General features: G+C 64.7%; 20 protein-coding genes. 16 read left to right on the plus strand and 4 right to left on the minus strand.

The annotated features are described in order from the left end of the window. The first annotated feature begins 3 nt into the window (after positions 1-3). The 9 genes from MHM97_RS14240 (at position 4) to ribD (ending at position 8,564) form a co-directional block, all read left to right on the plus strand. Positions 4-546 carry a sarcosine oxidase subunit gamma gene (locus MHM97_RS14240; protein WP_239323123.1) on the plus strand — a complete coding sequence of 181 codons (543 nt, stop codon included), beginning with the start codon at positions 4-6 and terminating at the stop codon, positions 544-546. Between the two features lie 38 nt (positions 547-584). Then, on the plus strand, positions 585-944 hold the full coding sequence (locus MHM97_RS14245; RefSeq protein ID WP_239323033.1) for a hypothetical protein: 360 nt from the start codon (positions 585-587) through the stop codon (positions 942-944). Between the two features lie 67 nt (positions 945-1,011). Then, positions 1,012-3,021, plus strand: coding sequence for a DNA primase (gene dnaG, locus MHM97_RS14250; RefSeq protein WP_239323034.1), 2,010 nt, complete (start codon positions 1,012-1,014; stop codon positions 3,019-3,021). Between the two features lie 165 nt (positions 3,022-3,186). Next, positions 3,187-5,187, plus strand: a complete 2,001-nt coding sequence (gene rpoD, locus MHM97_RS14255; RefSeq protein WP_239323035.1) for an RNA polymerase sigma factor RpoD — start codon at positions 3,187-3,189, stop codon at positions 5,185-5,187. A 302-nt stretch (positions 5,188-5,489) separates the two neighbouring features. Then, positions 5,490-5,783 carry a hypothetical protein gene (locus MHM97_RS14260; protein WP_239323036.1) on the plus strand — a complete coding sequence of 98 codons (294 nt, stop codon included), beginning with the start codon at positions 5,490-5,492 and terminating at the stop codon, positions 5,781-5,783. Between the two features lie 125 nt (positions 5,784-5,908). After that, positions 5,909-6,367, plus strand: coding sequence for a hypothetical protein (locus tag MHM97_RS14265; RefSeq protein ID WP_239323037.1), 459 nt, complete (start codon positions 5,909-5,911; stop codon positions 6,365-6,367). Positions 6,368-6,373: 6 nt separating this feature from the next. Next, positions 6,374-6,793 (plus strand): secondary thiamine-phosphate synthase enzyme YjbQ, encoded by a 420-nt coding sequence (locus tag MHM97_RS14270; RefSeq protein ID WP_370645734.1) that lies wholly within the window; start codon positions 6,374-6,376, stop codon positions 6,791-6,793. Positions 6,794-6,948: 155 nt separating this feature from the next. Further along, complete coding sequence (gene nrdR, locus MHM97_RS14275) at positions 6,949-7,416, plus strand: transcriptional regulator NrdR (RefSeq protein ID WP_239323038.1); 468 nt, start codon at positions 6,949-6,951, stop codon at positions 7,414-7,416. Between the two features lie 47 nt (positions 7,417-7,463). Continuing rightward, positions 7,464-8,564, plus strand: coding sequence for a bifunctional diaminohydroxyphosphoribosylaminopyrimidine deaminase/5-amino-6-(5-phosphoribosylamino)uracil reductase RibD (ribD, locus tag MHM97_RS14280; RefSeq protein ID WP_370645735.1), 1,101 nt, complete (start codon positions 7,464-7,466; stop codon positions 8,562-8,564). A 67-nt stretch (positions 8,565-8,631) separates the two neighbouring features. Here the strand turns inward: ribD and MHM97_RS14285 are convergent, their stop codons facing one another. The 3 genes from MHM97_RS14285 to MHM97_RS14295 form a co-directional block, all read right to left on the minus strand. Further along, positions 8,632-10,671, minus strand: a complete 2,040-nt coding sequence (locus MHM97_RS14285) for a capsular polysaccharide biosynthesis protein (protein WP_239323039.1) — start codon at positions 10,669-10,671, stop codon at positions 8,632-8,634. A gap of 6 nt (positions 10,672-10,677) precedes the next feature. Next, positions 10,678-11,805, minus strand: a complete 1,128-nt coding sequence (locus tag MHM97_RS14290) for a polysaccharide biosynthesis/export family protein (RefSeq protein WP_239323040.1) — start codon at positions 11,803-11,805, stop codon at positions 10,678-10,680. Between the two features lie 105 nt (positions 11,806-11,910). Further along, positions 11,911-13,203, minus strand: coding sequence for a capsule biosynthesis protein (locus MHM97_RS14295; protein ID WP_239323041.1), 1,293 nt, complete (start codon positions 13,201-13,203; stop codon positions 11,911-11,913). A 207-nt stretch (positions 13,204-13,410) separates the two neighbouring features. Between MHM97_RS14295 and MHM97_RS14300 the strand changes: the two genes are divergently transcribed. From MHM97_RS14300 to MHM97_RS14330, 7 genes are all read left to right on the plus strand, one after another. Next, positions 13,411-14,016, plus strand: coding sequence for a riboflavin synthase (locus MHM97_RS14300; protein ID WP_239323042.1), 606 nt, complete (start codon positions 13,411-13,413; stop codon positions 14,014-14,016). Continuing rightward, a complete protein-coding gene (locus MHM97_RS14305; protein WP_239323043.1) occupies positions 14,016-14,627 on the plus strand; it encodes a hypothetical protein in 612 nt (203 codons plus the stop codon). Before MHM97_RS14300 ends, MHM97_RS14305 begins: the two co-directional genes overlap by 1 nt. A 732-nt stretch (positions 14,628-15,359) precedes the next feature. Then, on the plus strand, positions 15,360-16,484 hold the full coding sequence (ribB, locus tag MHM97_RS14310) for a 3,4-dihydroxy-2-butanone-4-phosphate synthase (protein WP_239323044.1): 1,125 nt from the start codon (positions 15,360-15,362) through the stop codon (positions 16,482-16,484). 14 nt (positions 16,485-16,498) lie between these two features. Continuing rightward, positions 16,499-17,023: a 6,7-dimethyl-8-ribityllumazine synthase gene (locus tag MHM97_RS14315; protein ID WP_239323045.1), complete on the plus strand. Its 525-nt coding sequence runs from the start codon at positions 16,499-16,501 to the stop codon at positions 17,021-17,023. A gap of 26 nt (positions 17,024-17,049) precedes the next feature. Continuing rightward, complete coding sequence (nusB, locus tag MHM97_RS14320; protein ID WP_239323046.1) at positions 17,050-17,544, plus strand: transcription antitermination factor NusB; 495 nt, start codon at positions 17,050-17,052, stop codon at positions 17,542-17,544. A 395-nt stretch (positions 17,545-17,939) separates the two neighbouring features. After that, the gene (locus MHM97_RS14325; RefSeq protein ID WP_239323047.1) at positions 17,940-18,356 is read left to right on the plus strand and encodes a universal stress protein; all 417 of its coding nucleotides are present in this window, start codon (positions 17,940-17,942) and stop codon (positions 18,354-18,356) included. A gap of 40 nt (positions 18,357-18,396) precedes the next feature. Further along, positions 18,397-20,046, plus strand: coding sequence for a BCCT family transporter (locus MHM97_RS14330; protein ID WP_239323048.1), 1,650 nt, complete (start codon positions 18,397-18,399; stop codon positions 20,044-20,046). A gap of 66 nt (positions 20,047-20,112) precedes the next feature. Here MHM97_RS14330 and MHM97_RS14335 read toward each other — a convergent pair whose 3' ends face one another. After that, positions 20,113-21,663 (minus strand): adenylate/guanylate cyclase domain-containing protein, encoded by a 1,551-nt coding sequence (locus MHM97_RS14335; RefSeq protein ID WP_239323049.1) that lies wholly within the window; start codon positions 21,661-21,663, stop codon positions 20,113-20,115. Between the last annotated feature and the right edge of the window lie 97 nt (positions 21,664-21,760).

Genomic DNA, 21,760 nt, shown 5'->3' on the forward strand with positions numbered 1-21,760 from the left:
GAGATGCAACTTGCCGCTAAAACCCCCTGCGCGGGGCTGGTGCCGCTGACCATTGGTGATGTGACCCTCACAGAGGACACCCCCGCCGCCATGACCCTGATCGCGCCCTACAAGGGGCAGGAGAAACCGCTGAGCGATGCGTTGAACGCCGCGCACGGCATGGGGTTTCCAGCGCCCAACCGCGCCACCGGCAAGGCGGAGGCCCGCGCGATCTGGTTCGGCCGGGCGCAGGCGCTGCTGGTCGGCCCTGCGGCCGATCCCAAACTGGCGGCGCATGCAGCACTCACCGACCTTAGCGATGGCTGGGCGGTGGTGCGGCTGGAGGGCGCGCACGCCGAGGAGGTGATGGCCCGTCTGGTGCCCATTGATCTGCGGCCACAGGTGTTCAAACGCGGCCACACCGCCCGCACCGAGCTGAAACACATGATGGCGTCGATCACGCGGCTGGGGCCAAACACCTTGCAAATCATGGTGTTCCGCTCTTTTGCGGCGACGCTTGTTCACGATCTGAAAAGAGCCATGGAAGCCGTGGCGGCACGGGGCTAGATTAACCGGGATCACGAAACTGATTCCGGAGCTGATCCATGATCCGCAAGATCCTTGTCGCCGCGACCCTCGCGGCGCCCCTTCTCGCCACCCCCGCGTTCTCCGCTGCCGAACTGGGCAAGGAGGAAAGCTGCAAATACCAGGGGCAGGTGATGGCCGCCGTGCAACAGGCGCGGCTTGACCGGGTGGCCGAGGACAAGGTCGAAGAGACCATCCGCGCCAGCGATCCCGAATGGCCGGAGAATTTCTCCAACGCGATCCCGCAGCTCACCCAGCATGTCTATCAGATGAAGCGCCGCGATCTGAAGAACATCGATCTGGGCGAGATTTTCGAGACCCAATGCGTCGACAACTGGGACCAGATCCAGGAAATGAAGAAGAACCTCTCTGGAAACTGATCTGAACCTGCGTTTGGGCGGCCCCGCACCGGGCCGCTCATCCCGCACACAACTGGATTTTGTGTGAATGTCGCTGCCGCCCGGATTCCTTGATGAATTGCGCACCCGTGTCAGCCTGACCGACGTGGTCGGGCGCAAGGTCATGTGGGACCAGCGCAAAAGCCAGCCGGGCAAGGGCGACATGTGGTCTCCGTGCCCCTTTCATCATGAAAAAACCGCGTCCTTTCATGTGGATGACCGCAAGGGGTTCTATTACTGCTTTGGCTGTCACGCCAAGGGCGACGCGCTGAAATTCGTGCAGGAGACGGAGAATGTCTCCTTCATGGAGGCGGTGGAGATCCTCGCGAGCGAAGCAGGCCTTGAGATGCCCAAGCGCGACCCCAAGGCGGCAGAGAAACAAGACCGCCGCACGCAGTTGGCCGAGGTGATGGAACAGGCGGTGCACTACTTCCGCCTGCAACTCAAAACCCAAGGGGCGAGCGAGGCGCGCGCCTATCTGGCCCGCCGTGGACTGGATGCGGCAGCGCTGGATCGCTGGGAGATCGGCTTTGCCCCCGATGGCTGGCAGAACCTCTGGGACGCGCTCAAGGGCAAGGATGTCGCCGATGATCTGATCCTCGGTGCGGGGCTGGCCAAGCCCTCGAACAAGGGCAAGAAGCCCTATGACGTGTTTCGCAACCGGATCATGTTCCCGATCCGCGATGCCCGGGGCCGGGCCATTGCATTCGGCGGCCGCGCCATGGACCCCAATGACAACGCCAAATACCTGAACTCGCCGGAAACCGAGCTGTTTGACAAGGGGCGCAACCTCTACAACCACGGTCCCGCGCGGGCGGCCTCGGGGCGGGGCAGCACGCTGATCGTGGCTGAGGGCTACATGGATGTGATCGCGCTGTCCGAGGCGGGGTTTGCCTCCGCCGTGGCGCCCCTGGGCACGGCGGTCACCGACAATCAGCTGCATTTGCTGTGGCGGATGTCGGACGAGCCGGTGATTGCGCTGGATGGGGACACCGCCGGTCTGCGCGCGGCGATGCGGCTGATCGACATGGCGCTGCCCTTGCTGGAGGCCGGCAAGAGTCTGCGGTTTGCCATCATGCCCGAGGGCAAAGACCCGGATGACCTGATCCGCGCTGAGGGGCCGGAGGCGGTGCAGGCAGTGCTGGATCAGGCGATCCCGATGGTGCAACTGCTGTGGCGCCGCGAGACCGAAGGCCGCGTCTTTGACAGCCCGGAACGCAAGGCGGCGCTGGACAAATCCCTGCGCGAAAAGATCAAGCTGATCCGCGATCCTTCGATCCGGCTGCACTATGCCGAGGACATCAAGGAGCTGCGCTTTCAGCTCTTTCGCGGCAACCGCGGTGGCGGCGCACAGGGGGGCACCGGCTATGGCCAGCGTCCCGGTGGCTACCAGCCGCGCTCCCGTGCCCAGGGCGGGTTTCGCGACGGCCAGCGGGTGCCCTGGGGCGCGCCGCCGCCGCCGCGCAGCACCACCCGGGCCTCGATCGTGGCCGCGGCCGAGGAACAGGAGTTCGCCCGGGTGCGCGAGGCGGTGATTCTGGCCACCGCGATCACCACCCCGACGGTGATCCCGGAATTCGAGGTCAACCTGGAACGGCTGCAATGTCAGGACATGGAGCATGCGCATCTGCGCGACCTGATCCTGCGCTACGGAATCGACGCGCCGGAGCGGCTGCGCGATGAAATTGCCTATGCTCTGGGACCGGATGCCCTTGAAAACCTGCTGTCGCTGCGCCATGTGGCTATTAGCCCCTGCGTGCGAAAACCCGGCGATCTGGATATGGCCAGCCTGACCCTGGCGGAGGAATTCGCAAAACTCGAAAGCATGGCGGGGCTTCATGCCGAGCTGGCGGAAGCCGAGGAGGATCTGGACGGTCTGGCGGACGAGGCCCTGACCTGGCGTTTGCGTCAGGCGGCAGAGGCCCGCAACCGGGCTGTACGCAGCGAGAATGAGGACAAGGCAACATATGATGTGGGTGAAAACGGGGCGCGACTCAATCGGGATGAGCGCGATGCCTTCGGCGACCTGCTCAAGCGAATCGGTTTCACTGGCGAATGACGAATCAGCGGTGTTTGTGGCGGTCAACTGTGACCCCGACGCCGCGATGAGTCGTTTTGCTAAGGAAGCCTGAAGAAAAATTGGGTAAACGGGGTGACGAATCAGATGACCGCTCTAAAGATTCGCTCCACCCGAATCGCCCGCAGCCCCTTAGAGGAGCAATGAATGGCCGCCAAAGATACTGACGACCGCAAGCCTGACGACCAGGAGCCTGAAATCTCGCTCGACATGAGCCAGGCCCAGGTCAAGAAGATGATCGCCGAAGCCCGTGAAAAGGGCTACATCACCTACGATCAGCTCAACCAGGTCTTGCCGCCGGATCAGGTCTCCTCCGAACAGATCGAGGACGTCATGTCCATGCTGTCGGAAATGGGCATCAACATCATCGAGGATGAAGAGGCCGAGGAGGAGGAGAACAAGGGATCCACCGAGCTGGTCTCCACCGAATCCAACCGCGAAGTGGCGGTGGCCGGGGCCCAGGCGGAGAAGCTGGACCGCACCGACGACCCCGTGCGCATGTACCTGCGCGAGATGGGCTCGGTCGAGCTGTTGTCGCGCGAGGGCGAGATCGCCATCGCCAAGCGCATCGAGGCCGGTCGCAACACCATGATCCTCGGGCTCTGCGAAAGCCCGCTGACCTTCCAGGCGATCACCATCTGGCACGACGAACTGCTGTCCGAGGACATTCTGCTGCGCGACGTCATCGATCTGGAGGCCACCTTTGGCAACCAGATGGATGAAGAGGGCGACGTGGCCGAGCCGGTCGTCGACACCAGCGCCGTTGCCGGTGCCGCCAAGCCGGAAAAGGACAAGGACACCAGCCCTGAACTGGACGCCGACGGCAATCCGATCCTCAACAACGACGACGATGACGACGATGATGACGATCAGGCCAACATGTCCCTCGCGGCCATGGAAGCGGCGCTGAAGGATCGGGTGCTGGAAACGCTGGAACGGATCTCCAGCGACTTTGCCATGCTGTCGGAAATGCAGGACCTGCGGATCTCGGCGACGCTGAACGAAGACGGGTCTTTCTCGGCCGAGGACGAGGCCAAGTATCAGCAACTGCGCTCCGAGATCGTGGAACTGGTGAACGGGCTGCATCTGCACAACAACCGCATCGAGGCGCTGATCGACCAGCTCTATGGCATCAACCGCCGCGTGATGCAGATCGACAGCGCGATGGTGAAGCTGGCCGACCAGGCCCGCATCAACCGCAAGGAATTCGTCGACGCCTATCGGGGCCGCGAGCTGGACCCGAACTGGCTGGCGGAAATGGGCGAAAAACCCGGTCGCGGCTGGCAGATGTTCATCGAACGCTCCACCGACAAGGTCGAAGAGCTGCGCGCCGACATGGCGCAGGTGGGCCAGTACGTCGGTCTCGACATCTCGGAATTCCGTCGCATCGTGCAACAGGTGCAAAAAGGTGAAAAAGAGGCCCGTCAGGCCAAGAAGGAAATGGTCGAGGCCAACCTGCGCCTCGTGATCTCCATCGCCAAGAAATACACCAACCGTGGCTTGCAGTTCCTCGACCTCATTCAGGAAGGCAACATCGGCCTGATGAAGGCGGTGGACAAGTTCGAATACCGCCGCGGCTACAAGTTCTCGACCTATGCGACGTGGTGGATTCGTCAGGCGATCACCCGCTCGATCGCCGATCAGGCGCGCACCATCCGTATTCCGGTGCATATGATCGAGACCATCAACAAGCTGGTCCGCACCGGCCGTCAGATGCTGCACGAGATCGGCCGCGAGCCGACGCCGGAAGAACTGGCCGAAAAGCTGCAAATGCCGCTCGAGAAGGTCCGCAAGGTGATGAAGATCGCCAAGGAGCCGATCTCTCTCGAAACCCCGATCGGGGACGAGGAAGACAGCCAGCTGGGCGATTTCATCGAGGACAAGAATGCCGTGCTGCCCTTGGACAGCGCCATTCAGGAAAACCTCAAGGAGACCACCACACGGGTCCTGGCCTCGCTCACCCCGCGCGAAGAACGGGTTCTGCGGATGCGGTTTGGCATCGGCATGAACACCGACCACACGCTCGAAGAGGTCGGCCAGCAGTTCTCGGTGACCCGCGAACGGATCCGCCAGATCGAAGCCAAGGCGCTGCGGAAGCTCAAGCATCCGAGTCGGAGCCGCAAGCTGCGCAGCTTCCTCGACCAGTAAGCGCGGCCAGACCTGCATGACCAGGCCGGCGCGAGCCGTCCGGGGCGACAAGACTGGAACAACCAGACTGGCACATCAAAACGGGCGTCCCTCGCGGGGCGCCCTGTTTTTTTGCCACAATCGGCTGCCCGCGGCGGGCCCTTTGACCGCTGGCGGAGCGGCCCTGCACCGCGCCCCGAGCGCCTTGGGTCGAGGGTGTGCGTTAACCATTCGGAAACCCGGATTATTGATTAGAATTTTCGATCAATTATTTTCCTCCTGCGGGGCTGTGCTAGCCTGCGCACAGACACCGGGGGGTGAAGATGAGTGGACAAAACGACATGGCGAGCGCGCTGGGGGCGCTCGACCGCAAGCTGGATGCGCTGGACACGATGACGGAGGTGAACTCCTTTCTGGTGTCGGTGCTGCGCGAGCATGAGCAGGACCTGATCCGCATGAGCCCGCAGGAAACCCGCGAATTGCTGCGGCAAAAGGCGCGCGCGGTCTATCGCCCGGATGGCGGCACAAAACCCAACGCAAAGGCGCTGGAGCTGCTGGAGGAAACGCTGGGGCAGGGTCAGAGCGCGGACATCATTCCGTTTCCGACACGCCGCTGATCAGGGGCGAACCGGGGGGCTGACCCGCCGCACCGGGGGGGGCGGGGGCGATCTGATGCGCGACGGGTTGTCGTCAGCCCGCGCGCGGATTACATCAGGGACACCCGGTCAAAAGGATGTCCCGCATGCCCGCACGTTTCTTCGCCACCGTCCAGACCCGCGCCCTTGCTGCCGGAGCCGCCGCGCTGATGGTGGCGGGCTGCACCGAGATGCCGGACCTCGGTCCACAGGCGGACTATTATTCGACCCGCACCCAGGCCCGCATCTACGTGCTGGACAATGGCGATTTCGAGGTGGTGCCTCCGATCGGCGCCGAAGGGGCCGCCTATTGGTGCGCCGCCTCCGACTATGCCCGGCTCCGGTTGCAGGCGGATTACGCGCAGGATCTCTATGTGGTGAAGGGGCGCGCCCCCAGCACGGTGACGGGACGGATCGACACCATCACGTTTTCCCTCAACGGGGTGCCGCGCGCCGAAGAGCCCCCCTTCATCCGCCGCTCCTACAGCTTCAAGCCGGGCGACAGCTTCAGCGTCTCCGCCGCCGAGAGCTTCTGCCGGGATCTCCAGCCCTATCTCCTGTTCTGAGCGGTGATGCTGCAACGGGAGGTCAGCGTTTCGACCCGGGGGCAGGGGCTCTACGAGGTCACCCGCGAGATCCGCGCCCTGGTGGCAGATTGGGGGCGGACGCAGGGGCTGCTGACCCTGTTTGTGCGCCACACCTCCTGCTCGCTGCTGATCCAGGAGAACGCCGACCCGGAGGTGCAGGGCGATCTCAGGGCCTATTTCGGGCGTCTGGTGCCGCCCTCGACCCACCCCGACATGTCCTACCTGCGCCACACCTACGAAGGCCCCGATGACATGCCCGCCCATATCAAGGCGGCGATGATGCCGGTGAGCCTGTCGATCCCGGTGTCGGAGGGGCAGATGGTGCTGGGCACCTGGCAGGGGATCTATCTGTTCGAACATCGCGACGCGCCGCATCAGCGCCGCATCTTTGCGCATCTCGCCTGAGCGGCGCCGGCACCGGCGCAATGGGCACGCAGATTGTCCAAGGTCTAGCGGTTGCATTTCCCCTCTACCCAAACCCTAGCTGCTCCCCTATAGTTGTGGATAAATGCGCAAACCTGCGCACAAGAACGATCTGTCTCGAGGGGAGGGGCCCGAGCATGCGCTGCCCGTTTTGCGGAAATGTCGATACGCAAGTGAAGGATTCGCGCCCGGCGGAGGATCATGTCTCGATCCGACGGCGCCGGTTCTGCCCGGCCTGCGGCGGCCGTTTCACCACCTACGAGCGGGTCCAGCTGCGCGACCTCGTGGTGGTCAAGACCAATGGCAAGCGCGAGGATTTCGACCGTGACAAGCTGGAACGCTCGATCCGGATCTCGATGCAGAAACGCCCGGTGGAGCCGGAACGGATCGACCAGATGATCTCCGGCATCGTGCGCCGTCTGGAGAGCATGGGCGAGACCGATATCGCCTCCAAGAAGATCGGCGAAATCGTGATGGAGGCTCTGGCCCGCATCGACACGGTGGCCTATGTTCGCTTTGCAAGCGTCTACAAGAACTTCCAGGCGGCCGATGATTTCGAGGACTTCGTGCACGAGCTGCGCCCCCCGGTGCCGCCCGAGGCCTAAGTCCCGGCCCGGCTGCCTGAACACAGCCCGGGGAAAGGTCTGATCCAGTGAGCAAAAGCGACCATCGGTTCATGGGGCTTGCCCTGTCGCTCGGGCGACGGGGGCAGGGGCGCACCTGGCCAAATCCGGCGGTGGGCTGCGTCATCGTAAGTCAGGGCCGCGTGGTGGGCCGGGGCTGGACCCAGCCCGGTGGCCGCCCGCATGCCGAACCCATGGCGCTGGCGCAGGCCGGTGCAGCCGCCCGCGGGGCCACCGCTTATGTCAGCCTGGAGCCCTGCTCGCATCACGGCAAGACACCCCCCTGTGCGCAGGCGCTGATTGATGCAGGCATCGCCCGCGTGGTCGCCGCGATCGAGGACAGCGATCCCCGCGTCAGCGGTCAAGGCTTTGACATGCTGCGCGCCGCGGGCATCGAAGTCACCACCGGGATCCGCACCGAGGAAGCCGGCTTTGACCACGAGGGGTTCTTTCTCAGAACCGAACAGGGCCGCCCTTTTGTGACGCTGAAACTCGCCTCCAGCTTTGACGGGCGCATCGCCACCGGATCGGGGCAGAGTCAGTGGATCACCGGCCCCGAGGCCCGCCGCATGGTGCATGCGATGCGCGCGCGTCACGACGCGGTCATGGTCGGGGCAGGCACCGCGCGCGCCGATGATCCCTCGCTCACCGTGCGCGATCTTGGCATCGATCACCAGCCCGCCCGCGTGGTGGTCTCCCGCCACCTTGACCTGCCGCTGATGAGCAAACTGGCCCGCAGCGCCGCGGACATCCCGCTCTATCTGTGTCACGGAACCGGTGCCGACACAGAACGCCTGCGCGCCTGGGAGGGGCTGGGGGCCCAGCTTCTGTCCTGCAACACCCTCGGCACCCAGCTTGACCCGCATGACGTGCTGCACCAGCTGGGCAGCGCCGGGCTGACACGGGTGTTCTGCGAGGGCGGTGGCGCACTTGCCGCCACCCTGCTGGCGCATGATCTGGTGGACGAACTGATCGGTTTCAGCGCCGGTGTGGCGATCGGGGCCGAAGGCCTGCCGTCCATTGGCGCGCTTGGCATTGGCCAGCTGGCCGAGGCGCCGCGGTTCGACCTGATCGAGACCCGCCCCGTCGGCGCCGACATCCTGCACCGCTGGCGCCGCCCCCAAAGTTGAGACCGCCCCCCCCTCTTCATCTTCTTAAAAATATCCCGGAGCGCGAGGCAGCGCCTCGCATCCTGGCTCAGCGCCAGAGCGGCGCGAATGAGGCAAACAAACCCTGCAGTTTCGACAGGCTGCGGTTCATCGGGCCGGGGGCGGGCAGATCGCCCTTGATCAGCCGATCCACCGCCACTTCCGGCGAACAGGGCAGGTTGGAAACCGGGTCGAAATAGCGCGGATAATCAATCAATGCCGCATGGGCCAGCCCCAAAATGCCGGGGCGTGCATCGCGCCAATGGGGCGCTTCCAGCCGATCTCGCGTCAGCCCCCAGCCTGCATAAAACGGCAGCCCCACGCAAGTCACCGGCACCCGGCGCAGCAGGGCTTCAAACCCCAGAAGCGAGGTCATGGTCCAGACCTCATCGACGCTGTCAATCAGCGCCGCCGGATTGGCGTGTTCGGCCACCACATCGGCCCAGGTCTCGGCATGCTTGATGCGCCCCTTGCGCAGGCCGGCCTCCACATCGGGATGCGGTTTGTAGATCACCACCGCATTTGGGCGGGCGGCGCGCACCGCCTGCAACAGCTTCATATTGCTGTTGATCTTGCCCGCGCCGAGTAGGATCGAGGCGTCATCCTCGACCTGACCGGGCACCAGCACCCGGTGGCCTTTGGGCAGATCCGGCAGCGTGCCGTCGAGGTTATATTTCGTGACCTCATGCTTGATCAGCCGCATCACCAGTGTTTCCACCCGGCGTTCCTGTTGCGGCGTCAGCGTCACCCGCTCGCGGATCAGATCGTCCAGATCGCTGTGGCGGGTGGGGTCGTAGTAGATGCCCTGACGGTCGAGCACGAGCGAGAGCGGCGGCACCAGTTCCGCCCCCAGCCCGCGCGAGCGCAGAAAGCCATCCTCAAGATGATGCGCCCCGGCGTGGTCCTTGGTGGCCTTGCTGGCCCAGACCATCCAGTTCTTGCCGCTCTTCTTGGCGGTCTTGGTCTTCTCCGTAAAGGTCATGCGCTTGTGCTGACCAAAGAACCGCTGTAAGGGCGCGCGTTTCCACAGGCGGATTTCCGATGCAGCCCAGCCCGCGCGGTCCTCGCGCCACGCCCGCACCTGCGCCTCCAGCGAGTCGATCACCTGTTCGAGCTGGCACAACCGGTCGTGATGGGGATCATACCATGTGGGATAGAGGATCATCGCCGCCGCAAAAAGCTGCGCGCGCGTCAGGCGACGGTGGCGGCCGGGTGGGGGAAATTCGTCCTGCGTCAGCCCCCAGCCCGCATAAAACGGCTGGCCAAAGATGCGCGGGTTGTGACCGGCCAGAATAGCCTCGAACCCCAGTTGCGACGACACCGTATAGACGCCGACCGCGCCCTCCAGCAGCAGATGCGGCGAGACCGGCGCGTCAAACAGCTCCACCCGGTCACTGGTATCGCGCGCGTCGAAATAGCCCGGGCGGTGGCCCTTGCTGGTTTCGGGGTGGGTCTTGATCAGCACGCGCGCGCCGGGGTTTTCCTCCTGCGCAAAGGCGAGCATTTCCTGAAACCGCCCCTGATCGGCACCGGGAAAGGGGATGGACGCCTTCACAGAGGCATCCTCGCGCAGCTGATCCACCACCAGCACATAGCCGGGTTCTGGCGGCGGCACATCGGGGTGGAAGGCGTTGTATTTGCTCAGATGTGCGTCCTGCAAACGCGCCATGGCATCGCGCGCCCGTTTCATTAGGGCGCTGTCATCAAGCGGGTGGTCTTTCAGCAGCGTGACCAGATCGCTCGACAGGGAGGGGTCAAAATGCACGCCGGTGCGGTCGATCAGCAGGCCCAGCGGCGGCTCTCCGCTGCGACCCGGATGCACCGAGCGCAAGAATGCATCCTCAATCCGCACCAAGGGCGCGCCATGCTCCTCGGCGATTTTCTTGCCGCGATGGGCGGTGGGGCTGTCGCCCCAGATGCCGACCAGATCGCCCTCCTTGGGCAGGCCAAGACGGATGTCATACCCGGCCAGATCAAGGATACGGCGCACGCGGGACTGGGTCAGAAAGCCGCCGTTATACACAAACAACCGGGAGCGCTGGCTCCCGGTTTTTGTCTCCTCCGGATGCGGCAAAGGCCCTTGCATCATCTGCGCTTAGCTGCCGCCGAACAGGGTCTCGACACTTGCGGCCGTGGACAGCGGGCTGGTCAGAAGCGACAGCGTCTTGGTCCACTGGGCATAGGGTGCTTCGGTCACATAGATGGTGTCACCGTCGCGGATCACGAAGTCGCGGGCGATGAACAGACCGTTGGGTTGGGTGAGGTTCAGCACGTAGATCATCCGCTGTGCGCCGATCAGATCGTCCCGGCCCAGCACCTGATTGGAGATCGCCTCGGCCTCGTTGCGGAATACAAAGACACCGGTGGGGTCGGAGGCGGTGGCAATCAGGCCACCGACCTGCGCGATGGCCTCCAGCGCGGAGAGGTTCTGGCTCTCGAAGGGCACGCGGGCCTGTGCGGCGGTGGCCCCCAGCGCGGTAAAGGCGCGGGTGTCGCCCTCCACCAGGATCTTGTCGCCGTTGCGCAGCGCGATGTCGAGCTCGGGGTGGTCATAGAGGTCCTCGAACCAGATCTTGCCGGTGTGGCCGCCGCGAATGACGGAGACCTGCGCGATCTCGGGTTCGATCGCCACGCCACCGGCCTGCGCCAGCATGGTGGCCAGCGTCCGGGTGGGGCGTTCGATCGGATAGACACCCTGCGCGCCGACGGCGCCGGTCAGGCTGACGGTGGCGCCATCGCCCGCAAGCCGGCGCACCTGCACCTGCGGATCGGGGGTCTGATCTTCGAGCTTCTTGGTGATCGCCTCGCGCAGCTGGTCGGGCGTATTGCCGGAGGCGCGCACGCGGCCCGCATAGGGCACAAAGATATAGCCTGCACCGTCGACCTGCACTTCTTCGAGCAGGGTGGCATTGGCCCCGGCGCTGGCCAGGAGGCCGTCGTCGACGTTTTCCCAGATCGTCAGACCGAGGATGTCGCCGGGGCGGATGATGTCGGAGGTCAGAACGGATGCATTGGCGAACTGGTCGGAAAAACCAAGTGCGGGCACCACGGCGGTGGCACGGGCAACGCGGTCATTGACCGCCACCACAAAGGCGTCGCCCTGTTTCTGCACGGACCCTGCAAAGATCTGACGTTTGTTCGGGCCCACCTTGGGCAGCCCGCATGATGCTGCGAGGGCGACCGCAGCCAGCAAGGCCACGGGGCGCGCCCATCGTAAAGTCATGGGTTTCACTGCTCGGTCTCCTCGACCTATGTTTATTTTGCCTCAAGTTTTGCGCCCAAATTAGCGGACTGTCACGCAAAAATCCAGTCGCGCCTGTATTCGGGTTCAGCTCACAACGCGCAAGTGTTGCCGTGGTGCTGCTGTCCCGCGCAGGAGCGCATCATAGGGATCGTCGGCAGAAAGCATCATATCCACCACTTGCCGCAGCAATTGCCGCCGCCCGGAGCGGGAATAGAACCCGCCGGGAAACTGCGAGGTTTCCAGCAGATAGCGGCGATATTGCTTGTAGGCGCGGCCATCGGGGCGGGCGGGGGTGGCAAAGAACTCCGCCAGGCTCTGGGTCGAGGAAAATTCAGGCTTGTCGTAGACCGCGCGGCCAAAGACCTTGAGCGGCAAGCCGCGCCACAGCACCTGCTGACCGGCGGTGGAGTTGACGGTGACGGCGGTGCGGGCCTCGTTCAGAAGGCCCGCGAGCTTGCCTCCGCGCACGTAGTGGACCCGCCCCTCGACGCCATGTTCGGCTGCAAGCCGTTTGAGCGCGCGCCGGATCGGGGCGCGGCCATCCTCAAGCGGATGTGCCTTGAACACCAGATGATGGTGGCGCGGCGCGCCCTCGGCAAATCCGGCCACGACCACCTCGAGGAATTCGGTGATGGTGGAAAAGGGCGAGTGGGCCTGAAAGGCGCTGTCATGCTCCAGCTGCAACAGCGCCAGATGATAGGGAAAGCCGCCGCGCTGGATGCCGGCGGTGGCAAGACGGCGGTGCAGCGCATGCAGCGGCATCATCAGCAGGCGGTTGAGATAGAGCTGGAATTCCTTGGTCACCGGCAGCGCGCGGTGGGGGCGGAAATTGCGATAGCCCTGGTTCCAGAACATGACGAACCAGTGATAGAGCGCGCCATAGATCACATGCTGACGGGTGTCGCCCCAATGCGCCGGGGGCATCGGCAGCTCCAGCTCGCTACGGGCCAGCGCCTGTTTCATCTTCGCCACCGGCATCTGCATCAGGCGCGAATTGCCATTGGTGCCGTCGCGTTCGTAGGTGACCCAATAGGGGCGCAGATAGCCCTCTTCGAAGGTGTGCACGGTGACGCCCCGGCTCCGTGCGATTTCGATCGCATGGGCGTGGACCGGGCGGGTGTCGCCATAGAGCACGATATCGGTGACCGCATGGTCCTCCAGCAGCGCCGCAAACCGATCGGGCCAGGCCTCCGGCGTGTCGCGATAGGCGATATAGCTGTGTCGGTCGGGCCAGAACATGCGATCCCCGGCGTTGAAGCCAACCCGGCGGACCGCGCATCCGGCGGCCTTCAGCATGCGTCCCAATGCGCCAAAGAAGGGTCCATGCGGCCCTTGCAGGAACAGGAAACTGCGTGTGTCGTGCGAGTTCTGCGACATTTATGCTCGATCTGGCCTCTTGGCGGGCGAGGATGGCGGCGGCCACCTGCAACATGGTTACGCTGGCTTTAACCGCAATCTATGGGGAAAGTATGACCATTTGCTTGCCGGGGGCAAGCTGGCTCTTGAGCCGGGGGCGGGCAGGGGCTAGCTCTGGTCGGGAGGCGCCCGCACGACACGGGCGCGGCACTATCAAGGAGTTCGCCCATGTTCACCGGGATCATCACCGATGTGGGAACCATCACCGAGCTGGAGCAGGAAGGCGACCTGCGCGCCCGCATCCAGACGGCCTATGACACCGGCAGCATCGACATGGGGGCCTCGATCGCCTCGGACGGGGTCTGCCTGACGGTGGTGGCGCTGGGGCCGGATTGGTATGACGTGCAGATCTCGGCCGAGACCACCTCCAAGACCAACATCGATGCGCGCGGCAACCACAAGGGCTGGTTTGTCGGCAAGCGGGTCAATCTGGAACGGGCGCTGAAGGTCGGCGACGAGCTGGGCGGCCATATCGTGTCGGGCCATGTGGATGGCGTCGCCGAAGTGGTCGAGATGCGCGACGAGGGTGACAGCACCCGCGTGACGCTGCGCGCGCCCAAGGATCTGGCGCGGTTCATCGCGCCCAAGGGCTCGGTTGCGCTCAACGGCACCTCGTTGACGGTGAATGAGGTGGAGGGCTGCGATTTCGGCATCAACTTCATCCCGCACACCAAGGAGGTCACCACCTGGGGCGATGTCAGCGTCGGCGATCTGATCAACCTCGAGATTGACACGCTGGCCCGCTATGTGGCGCGCTTGCAGGAGAGCCTGTGATGGCAGCTGGCAAAGGGTCGGGGCCGGGACAGGCGCCGGGACTGGGGCACAATGGCGGCCCCAGCATGGAGCCGGGGCGGCTGTGGCGCACCCATGCCTGGCGCTCGGCGCAGAAGAAGCTGATGCCCAACACCATTCCCAAGCTGGTGCTGCACATGCGCCTGAAACGCGCCGCTGAGCTGGGCATGGACTACAAGACCTATGCCAAGGTGCGCCAGACCTCCGGTCAGGACGTGCTGGGGCTGTTGTTCTCGGCCAATGCGCTGCGGCTGTTTGGGGGTCCTGCGATCCCGGCGACAGAGGCGGCGGTGCTGGGGCAGCTGGACGGGGCCGGGCGTCTGGCCCTGGTCTATCGCCCGCTGCGGCCCGCGCAGGTTCAGGCCGCAAACCCGGCCACGCTGGATGCGGTGGGGCCGGCGCCGGTCTTTACCGAGGGCTGGGGCGCGATGCGCGACAAGGTGCAGGGCGTGATGCGCGAACGTGGCCTGTCCGGTGCCTCGGTGGTGGTGATCGGGGATGCGCCGCTGGAGCGCGAATGGACCACCGCCGGCCGGGCCGCGGCCTATCTGAGCGCGGCGGAATATTTCGGCGGCAACGCGACGCGGGCGTAACCCGCGCGTCGAAACCCCGGGCACGCTGTGTCGCGCCCCGCCGGTGGCCCGTTATATCGGGCGGTGATCTGTGCGCTGCGGTGATGCGAGATCAGATCCTGTGATCGGTGTCAGATCAGATGACTTCAGGTCAGTCAGATAAAGAGGGCGGCGCCGCCACAGGGGCGGAGGTGGCCGGGGGTATCCCCCGCGTGCTCAACGTTATCTCTGCACTGCTCCCCACGTGGGGAAGCCGTTTCCTGGTGTTTGGCCGGGGGCTTTACTCCCGGCCGGGGATCGCGATCCGGTGCAGACTAGCGCGGCGGGGTGAGGAAATCGCCACCAGGGCGCGCGGAGGGGTGGCAACGGCGCATGGCATATCGTTGCCCGTCGATGCGCAGGGGAGGGCGCCCGCCCGCAGGTTGGGAAGATAAGTTCCCGCCCGCAGGTGAGACAGGGGGGCTCCCGCCCACAGGTTAAACGGGGGGGGCTCCCGCCCCCGGGGCACGCATCACGGATGCGCCCCCCGGCGTTGGGCCGGGCGCGCCGCCCCTGCCGGGGCGGCGCGCGGCGCAGGCCGCAGTGGTGTCGCAAAACCGAGCCTCTGTGCAGGGATGCGCCGGTCGCGTGCAGGGATGTGCCGCTTGCGGGGCTGGTATTTGCCCCATTCGTGGTCTATCCCGACGGACACAAACCTGGCGCGGACGGGGCTTTCCCGCTCGCGCGCCCCCATCAGCAAAAGGCCATCCGCCCATGAGCTATGAAACGCCCGGTCCCGTCGAAGCCGAACTGCGCGACGCCATCAGCCCCATCGAAGAGATCATCGACGCCGCTCGCGCCGGTCAGATGTATATCCTGGTGGACCACGAGGATCGCGAGAACGAGGGCGATCTGGTGATTGCGGCGGAGTTTGCCGATGCGGAGGCCATCAACTTCATGGCCACCCACGGGCGCGGGCTGATCTGCCTGCCGATGACCGCCGAGCGCATCGACCGGCTGGGGCTGCCGATGATGGCGGTGAACAATTCCTCGCGCCACGAGACCGCCTTTACGGTGTCGATCGAAGCGCGCGAGGGGGTCTCCACCGGGATCTCGGCCGCGGATCGGGCGCTGACCGTCGCCACCGCGATCAACGAGCAGAACACCATGGCGGCGATCGCCACGCCGGGCCATGTGTTCCCGCTGCGGGCCAAGCGGGGCGGGGTGCTGGTGCGCGCCGGCCATACCGAGGCGGCGGTGGATATCTCCCGTCTGGCCGGCCTGAAACCCGCCGGGGTGATCTGCGAGATCATGAAGGAAGACGGCACCATGGCGCGGCTGCCGGACCTGGTGGAGTTTGCCAAGCAGCATGGCATGAAGATCGGCACCATTTCCGATCTGATTTCCTATCGGACCAAGAACGACAATCTGGTGGATGAGACCGCCCGCTCGACCGTGACCTCGGAATATGGCGGCGACTGGGAGATGCGGATCTTCACCGACCAGACCCATGACGTGGAGCATGTGGTGCTGATCAAGGGCGACATCTCCACGCCCGAGCCGGTGCTGACCCGGACCCATGCGCTGCATGAAGCCTCGGATCTGTTGGGGCTGGGGCCAAAACCGGCGGGCGAGCTGCCCAAGGCGATGCAGCTGGTGGCCGAAGAGGGGCGCGGTGTGGTCTGCCTGTTCCGCCAGCCGCGCAATGCGCTCTATGCCTCGGACGAGGACGGGGTGCGCACGATCAAGCAGACCGGCCTTGGCGCGCAAATTCTGAATAAACTCGGCGTCGAGGAGCTGATCCTGCTCACCGACTCGCCGGAAACCAAATATGTTGGGCTGGATGCCTATGGGCTGTCGATCGTCGGCACCCGTCCGATCCTGTCCCGTGACAGCTAAAGGAGGCCTGCGTCATGGCCGGACATGAAAGCCATTACATCCTGCCGCGCCCGGAATTCGACAAGCCGGTGAAGCTGCTGATCGTGGTGTCGCCCTATTACAAGGACATTGCCGACAATATGGTCGCCGGTGCGGTGGCCGAGATCGAGGCCGTGGGCGGCTCTTACGAGGTGGTCGAGGTCCCCGGCGCGCTGGAGATCCCCACCGCCATCGGCATTTCCGACCGGGCGTCGAACTTTGACGGCTATGTGGCGCTGGGCTGCGTGATCCGCGGCGAGACCACCCATTACGACACGGTCTGCAATGACAGCTCGCGGGCGATCCAGCTCTTGGGTCTTCAGGGGCTGTGCATCGGCAATGGCATCCTGACGGTGGAGAACCGCAAACAGGCCGAGGTGCGCGCCGATCCCGCCGACCAGAACAAGGGCGGCGGCGCGGCGGCTGCGGCCTTGCATCTGATCGCGCTCGCGCGTAAGTGGGGCGCCCAGACCAAGGGAGTCGGCTTCAAGCCTGCCTCCGACTCCTATCGGCTCGCTTGATTCTCTAACAACGGAACGCCCCCGCCATGACCTCGACAGACGCCCCGAACCCGGGCCCCAAACCGGGCAAGAACAAGACGCAGGCCCGCTCTGCCGCGCGTCTCTATGCGGTGCAGGCGCTGTTCCAGATGGAGCATAGCGATCTGTCCTTCGACAAGGTGATCGCCGAGTTCGAGAACCACCGCTTCGGGGCCTCCTACGAGGAGGGCGAGTTTGCCGAGGGCGACACCAAGCTGTTTCGCAAGCTGTTGCGGGACGCGGTCAATCATCAGGCAAAGATCGACCAGATGACCGACCGCGCGCTGGTGGCGAAATGGCCGATCGCCCGCATCGACCCGACCCTGCGGGCGCTGTTCCGCGCGGCGGGAGCGGAGTTCGTCGAGAGCGATACGCCGGTCAAGGTGGTGATCAACGAATATGTCGACATCGCGCGCGCCTTCTTTCCCGAAGGGCGCGAGGCGAGTTTCGTCAATGCGGTGCTCGACCATATGGCCCGCGAGGCCAAGCCCGAGGCGTTCTGAACGCTGCGCTTGCGGCGGTTTCCCCCGAACCTTTGGACCCTGACCCCGGAGCGCGCGCTGGCGCGCTCTGTTCGTGTGTGGGGGGCTTTGCAGGGCGATAGGCGGGCATTGCACCGTGACAAGACGCGCCGGGCGCCGCGTTCGGACATCGGTGCCGGTGGCTGTGGCGCGCCTTCATGATGCATCAATGCGACGGGTTGTTGATGCTTTGCGACGTGCGGGCGGCGTGCAGCGCCCGCCAACCCCTATATTATGCACAATAAACAACCAGTTGTTTGCTTTGCCCCGCAAAACCTGTCAGCTTATAGGCCAAGGACAGTTGTTCCAATTTCGGGAACCAACTGCCGACCCGGAAACAAAAACGCCCACGGGGGCTGCCAGAAACAGGAGGGGAAATGTTTCAGAAAATAGTCGTGCCAGTGGACCTGGCGCATGAAGCCGCATTGCAGAAAGCGCTGCAAGTGGCGGTGGGGATGGCGAAGGCCCATTCGGCCGAGCTGTGTTATGTCGGGGTGGCCTCGGCTACTCCGGGCGCCGTTGCCCGCACGCCCGAGGAATACAAGGACAAGCTGGAGAAATTCGCCGAAAGCCAATCCGCCAGCCATGGGGTGCAGGCCAGCAGCCATGCCATCATGACCCATGATCCCACGACGGATCTCAACAAGGCGCTGGAGCAGGCGATTGCCGACCTCAAGGCGGATCTTGTCGTCATGGCCACGCATGTTCCGAATATCTCGGATTACATCTGGGCCGGTCACGGGGCCCATGTGGCTGCCCATAGCACCGCCTCGGTGCTGTTGGTGCGGGATTGACTGACATCGAATTGAAACTCCGAAACGAAAGGCGGTACCTATGACCGACCAAACGCCGGAAACGTCCGACGGCATCCCAAGCCCGGACGGCGCAGCACATATCATCGAAACGGAATATGAAATCGGCCAGGACAATGTGGAGGGGTCTGTCGGCCCGTTGGGGTTTGACATCCACAACCCGGTCTTTGCCATTTCGGGCCTCGCGATCGTGGCCTTTGTGTTTTACACGCTTGCCCTGCCAGAGCAGGCGGGCTCCATTTTCTCCTGGCTGTTCAGCACGGTCACCAAGGGCTTTGACTGGTTCTTCCTCGGTGCCGCGAATATCTTTGTGATCTTCTGTCTGTTCCTGATCGTGACGCCCTTTGGCAACGTCAGGCTGGGCGGCACCGAAGCAGAGCCCGACTACAGCTATATCGGCTGGTTCGCGATGCTGTTCGCAGCCGGTATGGGCATCGGTCTGATGTTCTACGGCGTTTCTGAACCGCTGAGCCACTTTGCATCCTCCATGGGCGGCACCGCCGCCGAGGATGGGGTGCGCACCGACTGGGCACCGCTGGGGGCCGCCGGGGGCGACGAGGCCGCAGCCGTGCGTCTGGGCATGGCGGCGACGATCTTTCACTGGGGTCTGCACCCCTGGGCGATCTATGCCGTGGTGGCGCTGGCGCTGGCCCTGTTCAGCTACAACAAGGGTCTGCCGCTGACCATCCGCTCTGCCTTCTACCCGATCTTTGGGGATGCGGTCTGGGGCTGGGTTGGTCACGTGATCGACATCCTGGCGGTGTTTGCAACGCTGTTTGGCCTGGCGACCTCGCTCGGCTTTGGCGCGACGCAGGCCAACGCGGGTCTGAACGAGCTGTTTGGCATTGCGGTCAGTTCCACCACCGAGGTGATCCTGATTTCGGCCATTACCGCGATCGCGCTGGTCTCGGTCATGCGCGGCCTCGATGGCGGCGTGAAGGTGCTGTCCGAGATCAACATGGGTCTGGCGTTCCTGCTGCTGATCTTTGTGCTGCTGGTGGGTCCGACCGTGTTCCTGCTGTCGCTGTTCTGGGATTCGCTGCTGGCCTATCTGCAGTTCCTGCCGGCGTTGTCGAACCCGGTGGGGCGTGAGGACGTCAACTTCATGCAGGGCTGGACCTCGTTCTACTGGGCCTGGTGGATTTCCTGGTCGCCGTTTGTGGGCATGTTCATCGCCCGCGTCAGCCGGGGCCGCACCGTGCGGGAGTTCATCACCTGCGTGCTGCTGATCCCGTCGCTGGTCTGCGTGTTGTGGATGAGCGTCTTTGGCGGCACCGCGATGTTCCAGGTGATCTCCGATGGCTACACCGCCGCGCAAGAGGCGGACCTGCCGGTGAAGCTGTTCAAGATGCTCGACGTGATGCCGCTGGCCGGGATCACCTCGCTGGTGGGCATCGTTCTGGTCATCGTGTTCTTCGTGACCTCCTCGGACTCCGGCTCGCTGGTGATCGACACCATCACTGCGGGCGGCAAGGTCGACGCGCCGGTGCCGCAGCGGGCGTTCTGGTGCATCTTTGAGGGTGCGGTGGCGATCGTGCTGCTGCTGAGCGCCGGAGGCTTGCAGTCGCTGCAGTCGATGGTGATCTCCACCGGCCTGCCGTTCACGGTGGTGCTGCTGGTAATGTGCTACGCGATCCTGCGGGGCCTGATGAGCGAGCGCAAGAACACCTGAGCCGCGAGCCCAGTGTGAAACGAGAAACGGCGCCCCGGTGGGCGCCGTTTTGCATTGCTGGTGGGGTCAGCCCTTGGCCGGTTTGTCCAGAAGGGCCTGCAACTGGCGGCGCGTCGCCTCGTCCAGCCGGTCCAGATGCACCGTCAGGCTTTTGCCGTCGGCGCTGGCCTCGGTCGGGGGCAGGGTGCCGGCACGGCCCGGGGCGATGGCATAGGGGTGCACGTCGCGGGTGATGCCCTTGAACTGCATCGGCGGCATCGGCTCGGCGGCCACGAAGTCGCGCACATGGGCGTAGGTTTCATGGCTCATCACGATGCCGCCGGGTTCCGCCGCCGCTTCCAGCCGCGCGGCGAGGTTCGCCTCGGCACCGATGATGGTGTAATCCATCCGCGCCTCGGAGCCGAAGTTGCCGACGTTGCAATAGCCGGTGTTGATGCCGATGCGGGCGCGGAAGGGGCGGTCGATGCCGCGGGCGCGCCACTCCTGTTCCAGCTCCGCCAGCCGCTCTTGCATCTCCAGCGCCATGCGCACGCAGGCGCGGGCGTCCTCGGCGGTGCCCAGGGTTTCGGGATCGCCAAAGAAGGCCACGATGGCATCGCCGATGAACTTGTCGATGGTGGCGCCGTGTTTGGCGGCGATCGCCGACATCTCGGTGAAATACTCGTTCAGGAGCGCCGTCAGCTCCTCGGGTTGCAGGGTCTCGGCGGTCTGGGTGAAGTCCTTGATGTCGGAAAAGAACACCGTCAGCTTCTTGCGTTCGGTCGAGATCGAGGCGTCCTTTTCGCCGGAGAAGATCGACCGGTAGACCTGCGGTGACAGGTAGCGCGAGATCTTCATCGAAATGCCGGCGAGGAATTCGTTGTTGGAGCTCAGCTCCTCGCTGATCTTGCGGAACCGCTGCGCCAGCCGCAGCTGATGCACCGCAAACAGGATACCCAGCCCCCCGACCACCACCATATAGAGCAGCAGGTGGCTGAAGGAGAACAGGCTGGTCGCGACCTGCTGGGCGATGCTGTAGGACTGCACGCCGCGGATGTCGCCGACCTGCCAGTCGGTCTTGGTGCTGTCGGGGTGGCTGTTGTGGCAGGCGACACAGGCCTCCTCCATCACCACCGGGGTCACCATGGTCAGGTGGTGCGAGAACAGCCCGGCCTCCGCGCCGCGAAAATACAGCAGATGATCCGCGCTGCCGTCACGGTAGAGGCTCAGGGCGCGTTCTTCGGCACTGGTCAGGGTGACGGTCTCACGCCCGGCAAAGGGGTAGTCGGAGGCAAAGCGATAGGAGACATCCAGCCCGTGCCCGGCGATCTCGTCGCCCAGTTCGATCGACATGGTGGCCGGGATCGGGATCGCGCCTGCGCGGTCGTGGTAGTCGTGGGTGGCAATGGTCTGGCCGTCGGGGTCCAGCCGGGCGATGACATTGCGGGCGTAGTAGCCGCGCACGGTGTCCAGCACCGCGTCCAGCGCCTGGCCCTGGCGGCGCAGGGACTGGTCGGTGATCGCCATCAGGTCGAGCCAGACCACCACCGGCAGGGCGAGGATGGCCAGCGCCAGCCCCCAGTTGATCAGATGCGGCTGGTTGACGAAAAAGCGCCCGATCCGGCGTTTGAAGGTCATGGTCTGTCGTCCCTCTGGCTCTGGGTCCGTGGCATCTGTGGCCCGGTTGTGTCTCTGGTCGCGGCGCTGCCGGGGCGGTGCCCGCTGCCGGTGCTGC

The organism is Epibacterium sp. Ofav1-8, from assembly GCF_022348185.1.
Lineage (GTDB): Bacteria > Pseudomonadota > Alphaproteobacteria > Rhodobacterales > Rhodobacteraceae > Epibacterium.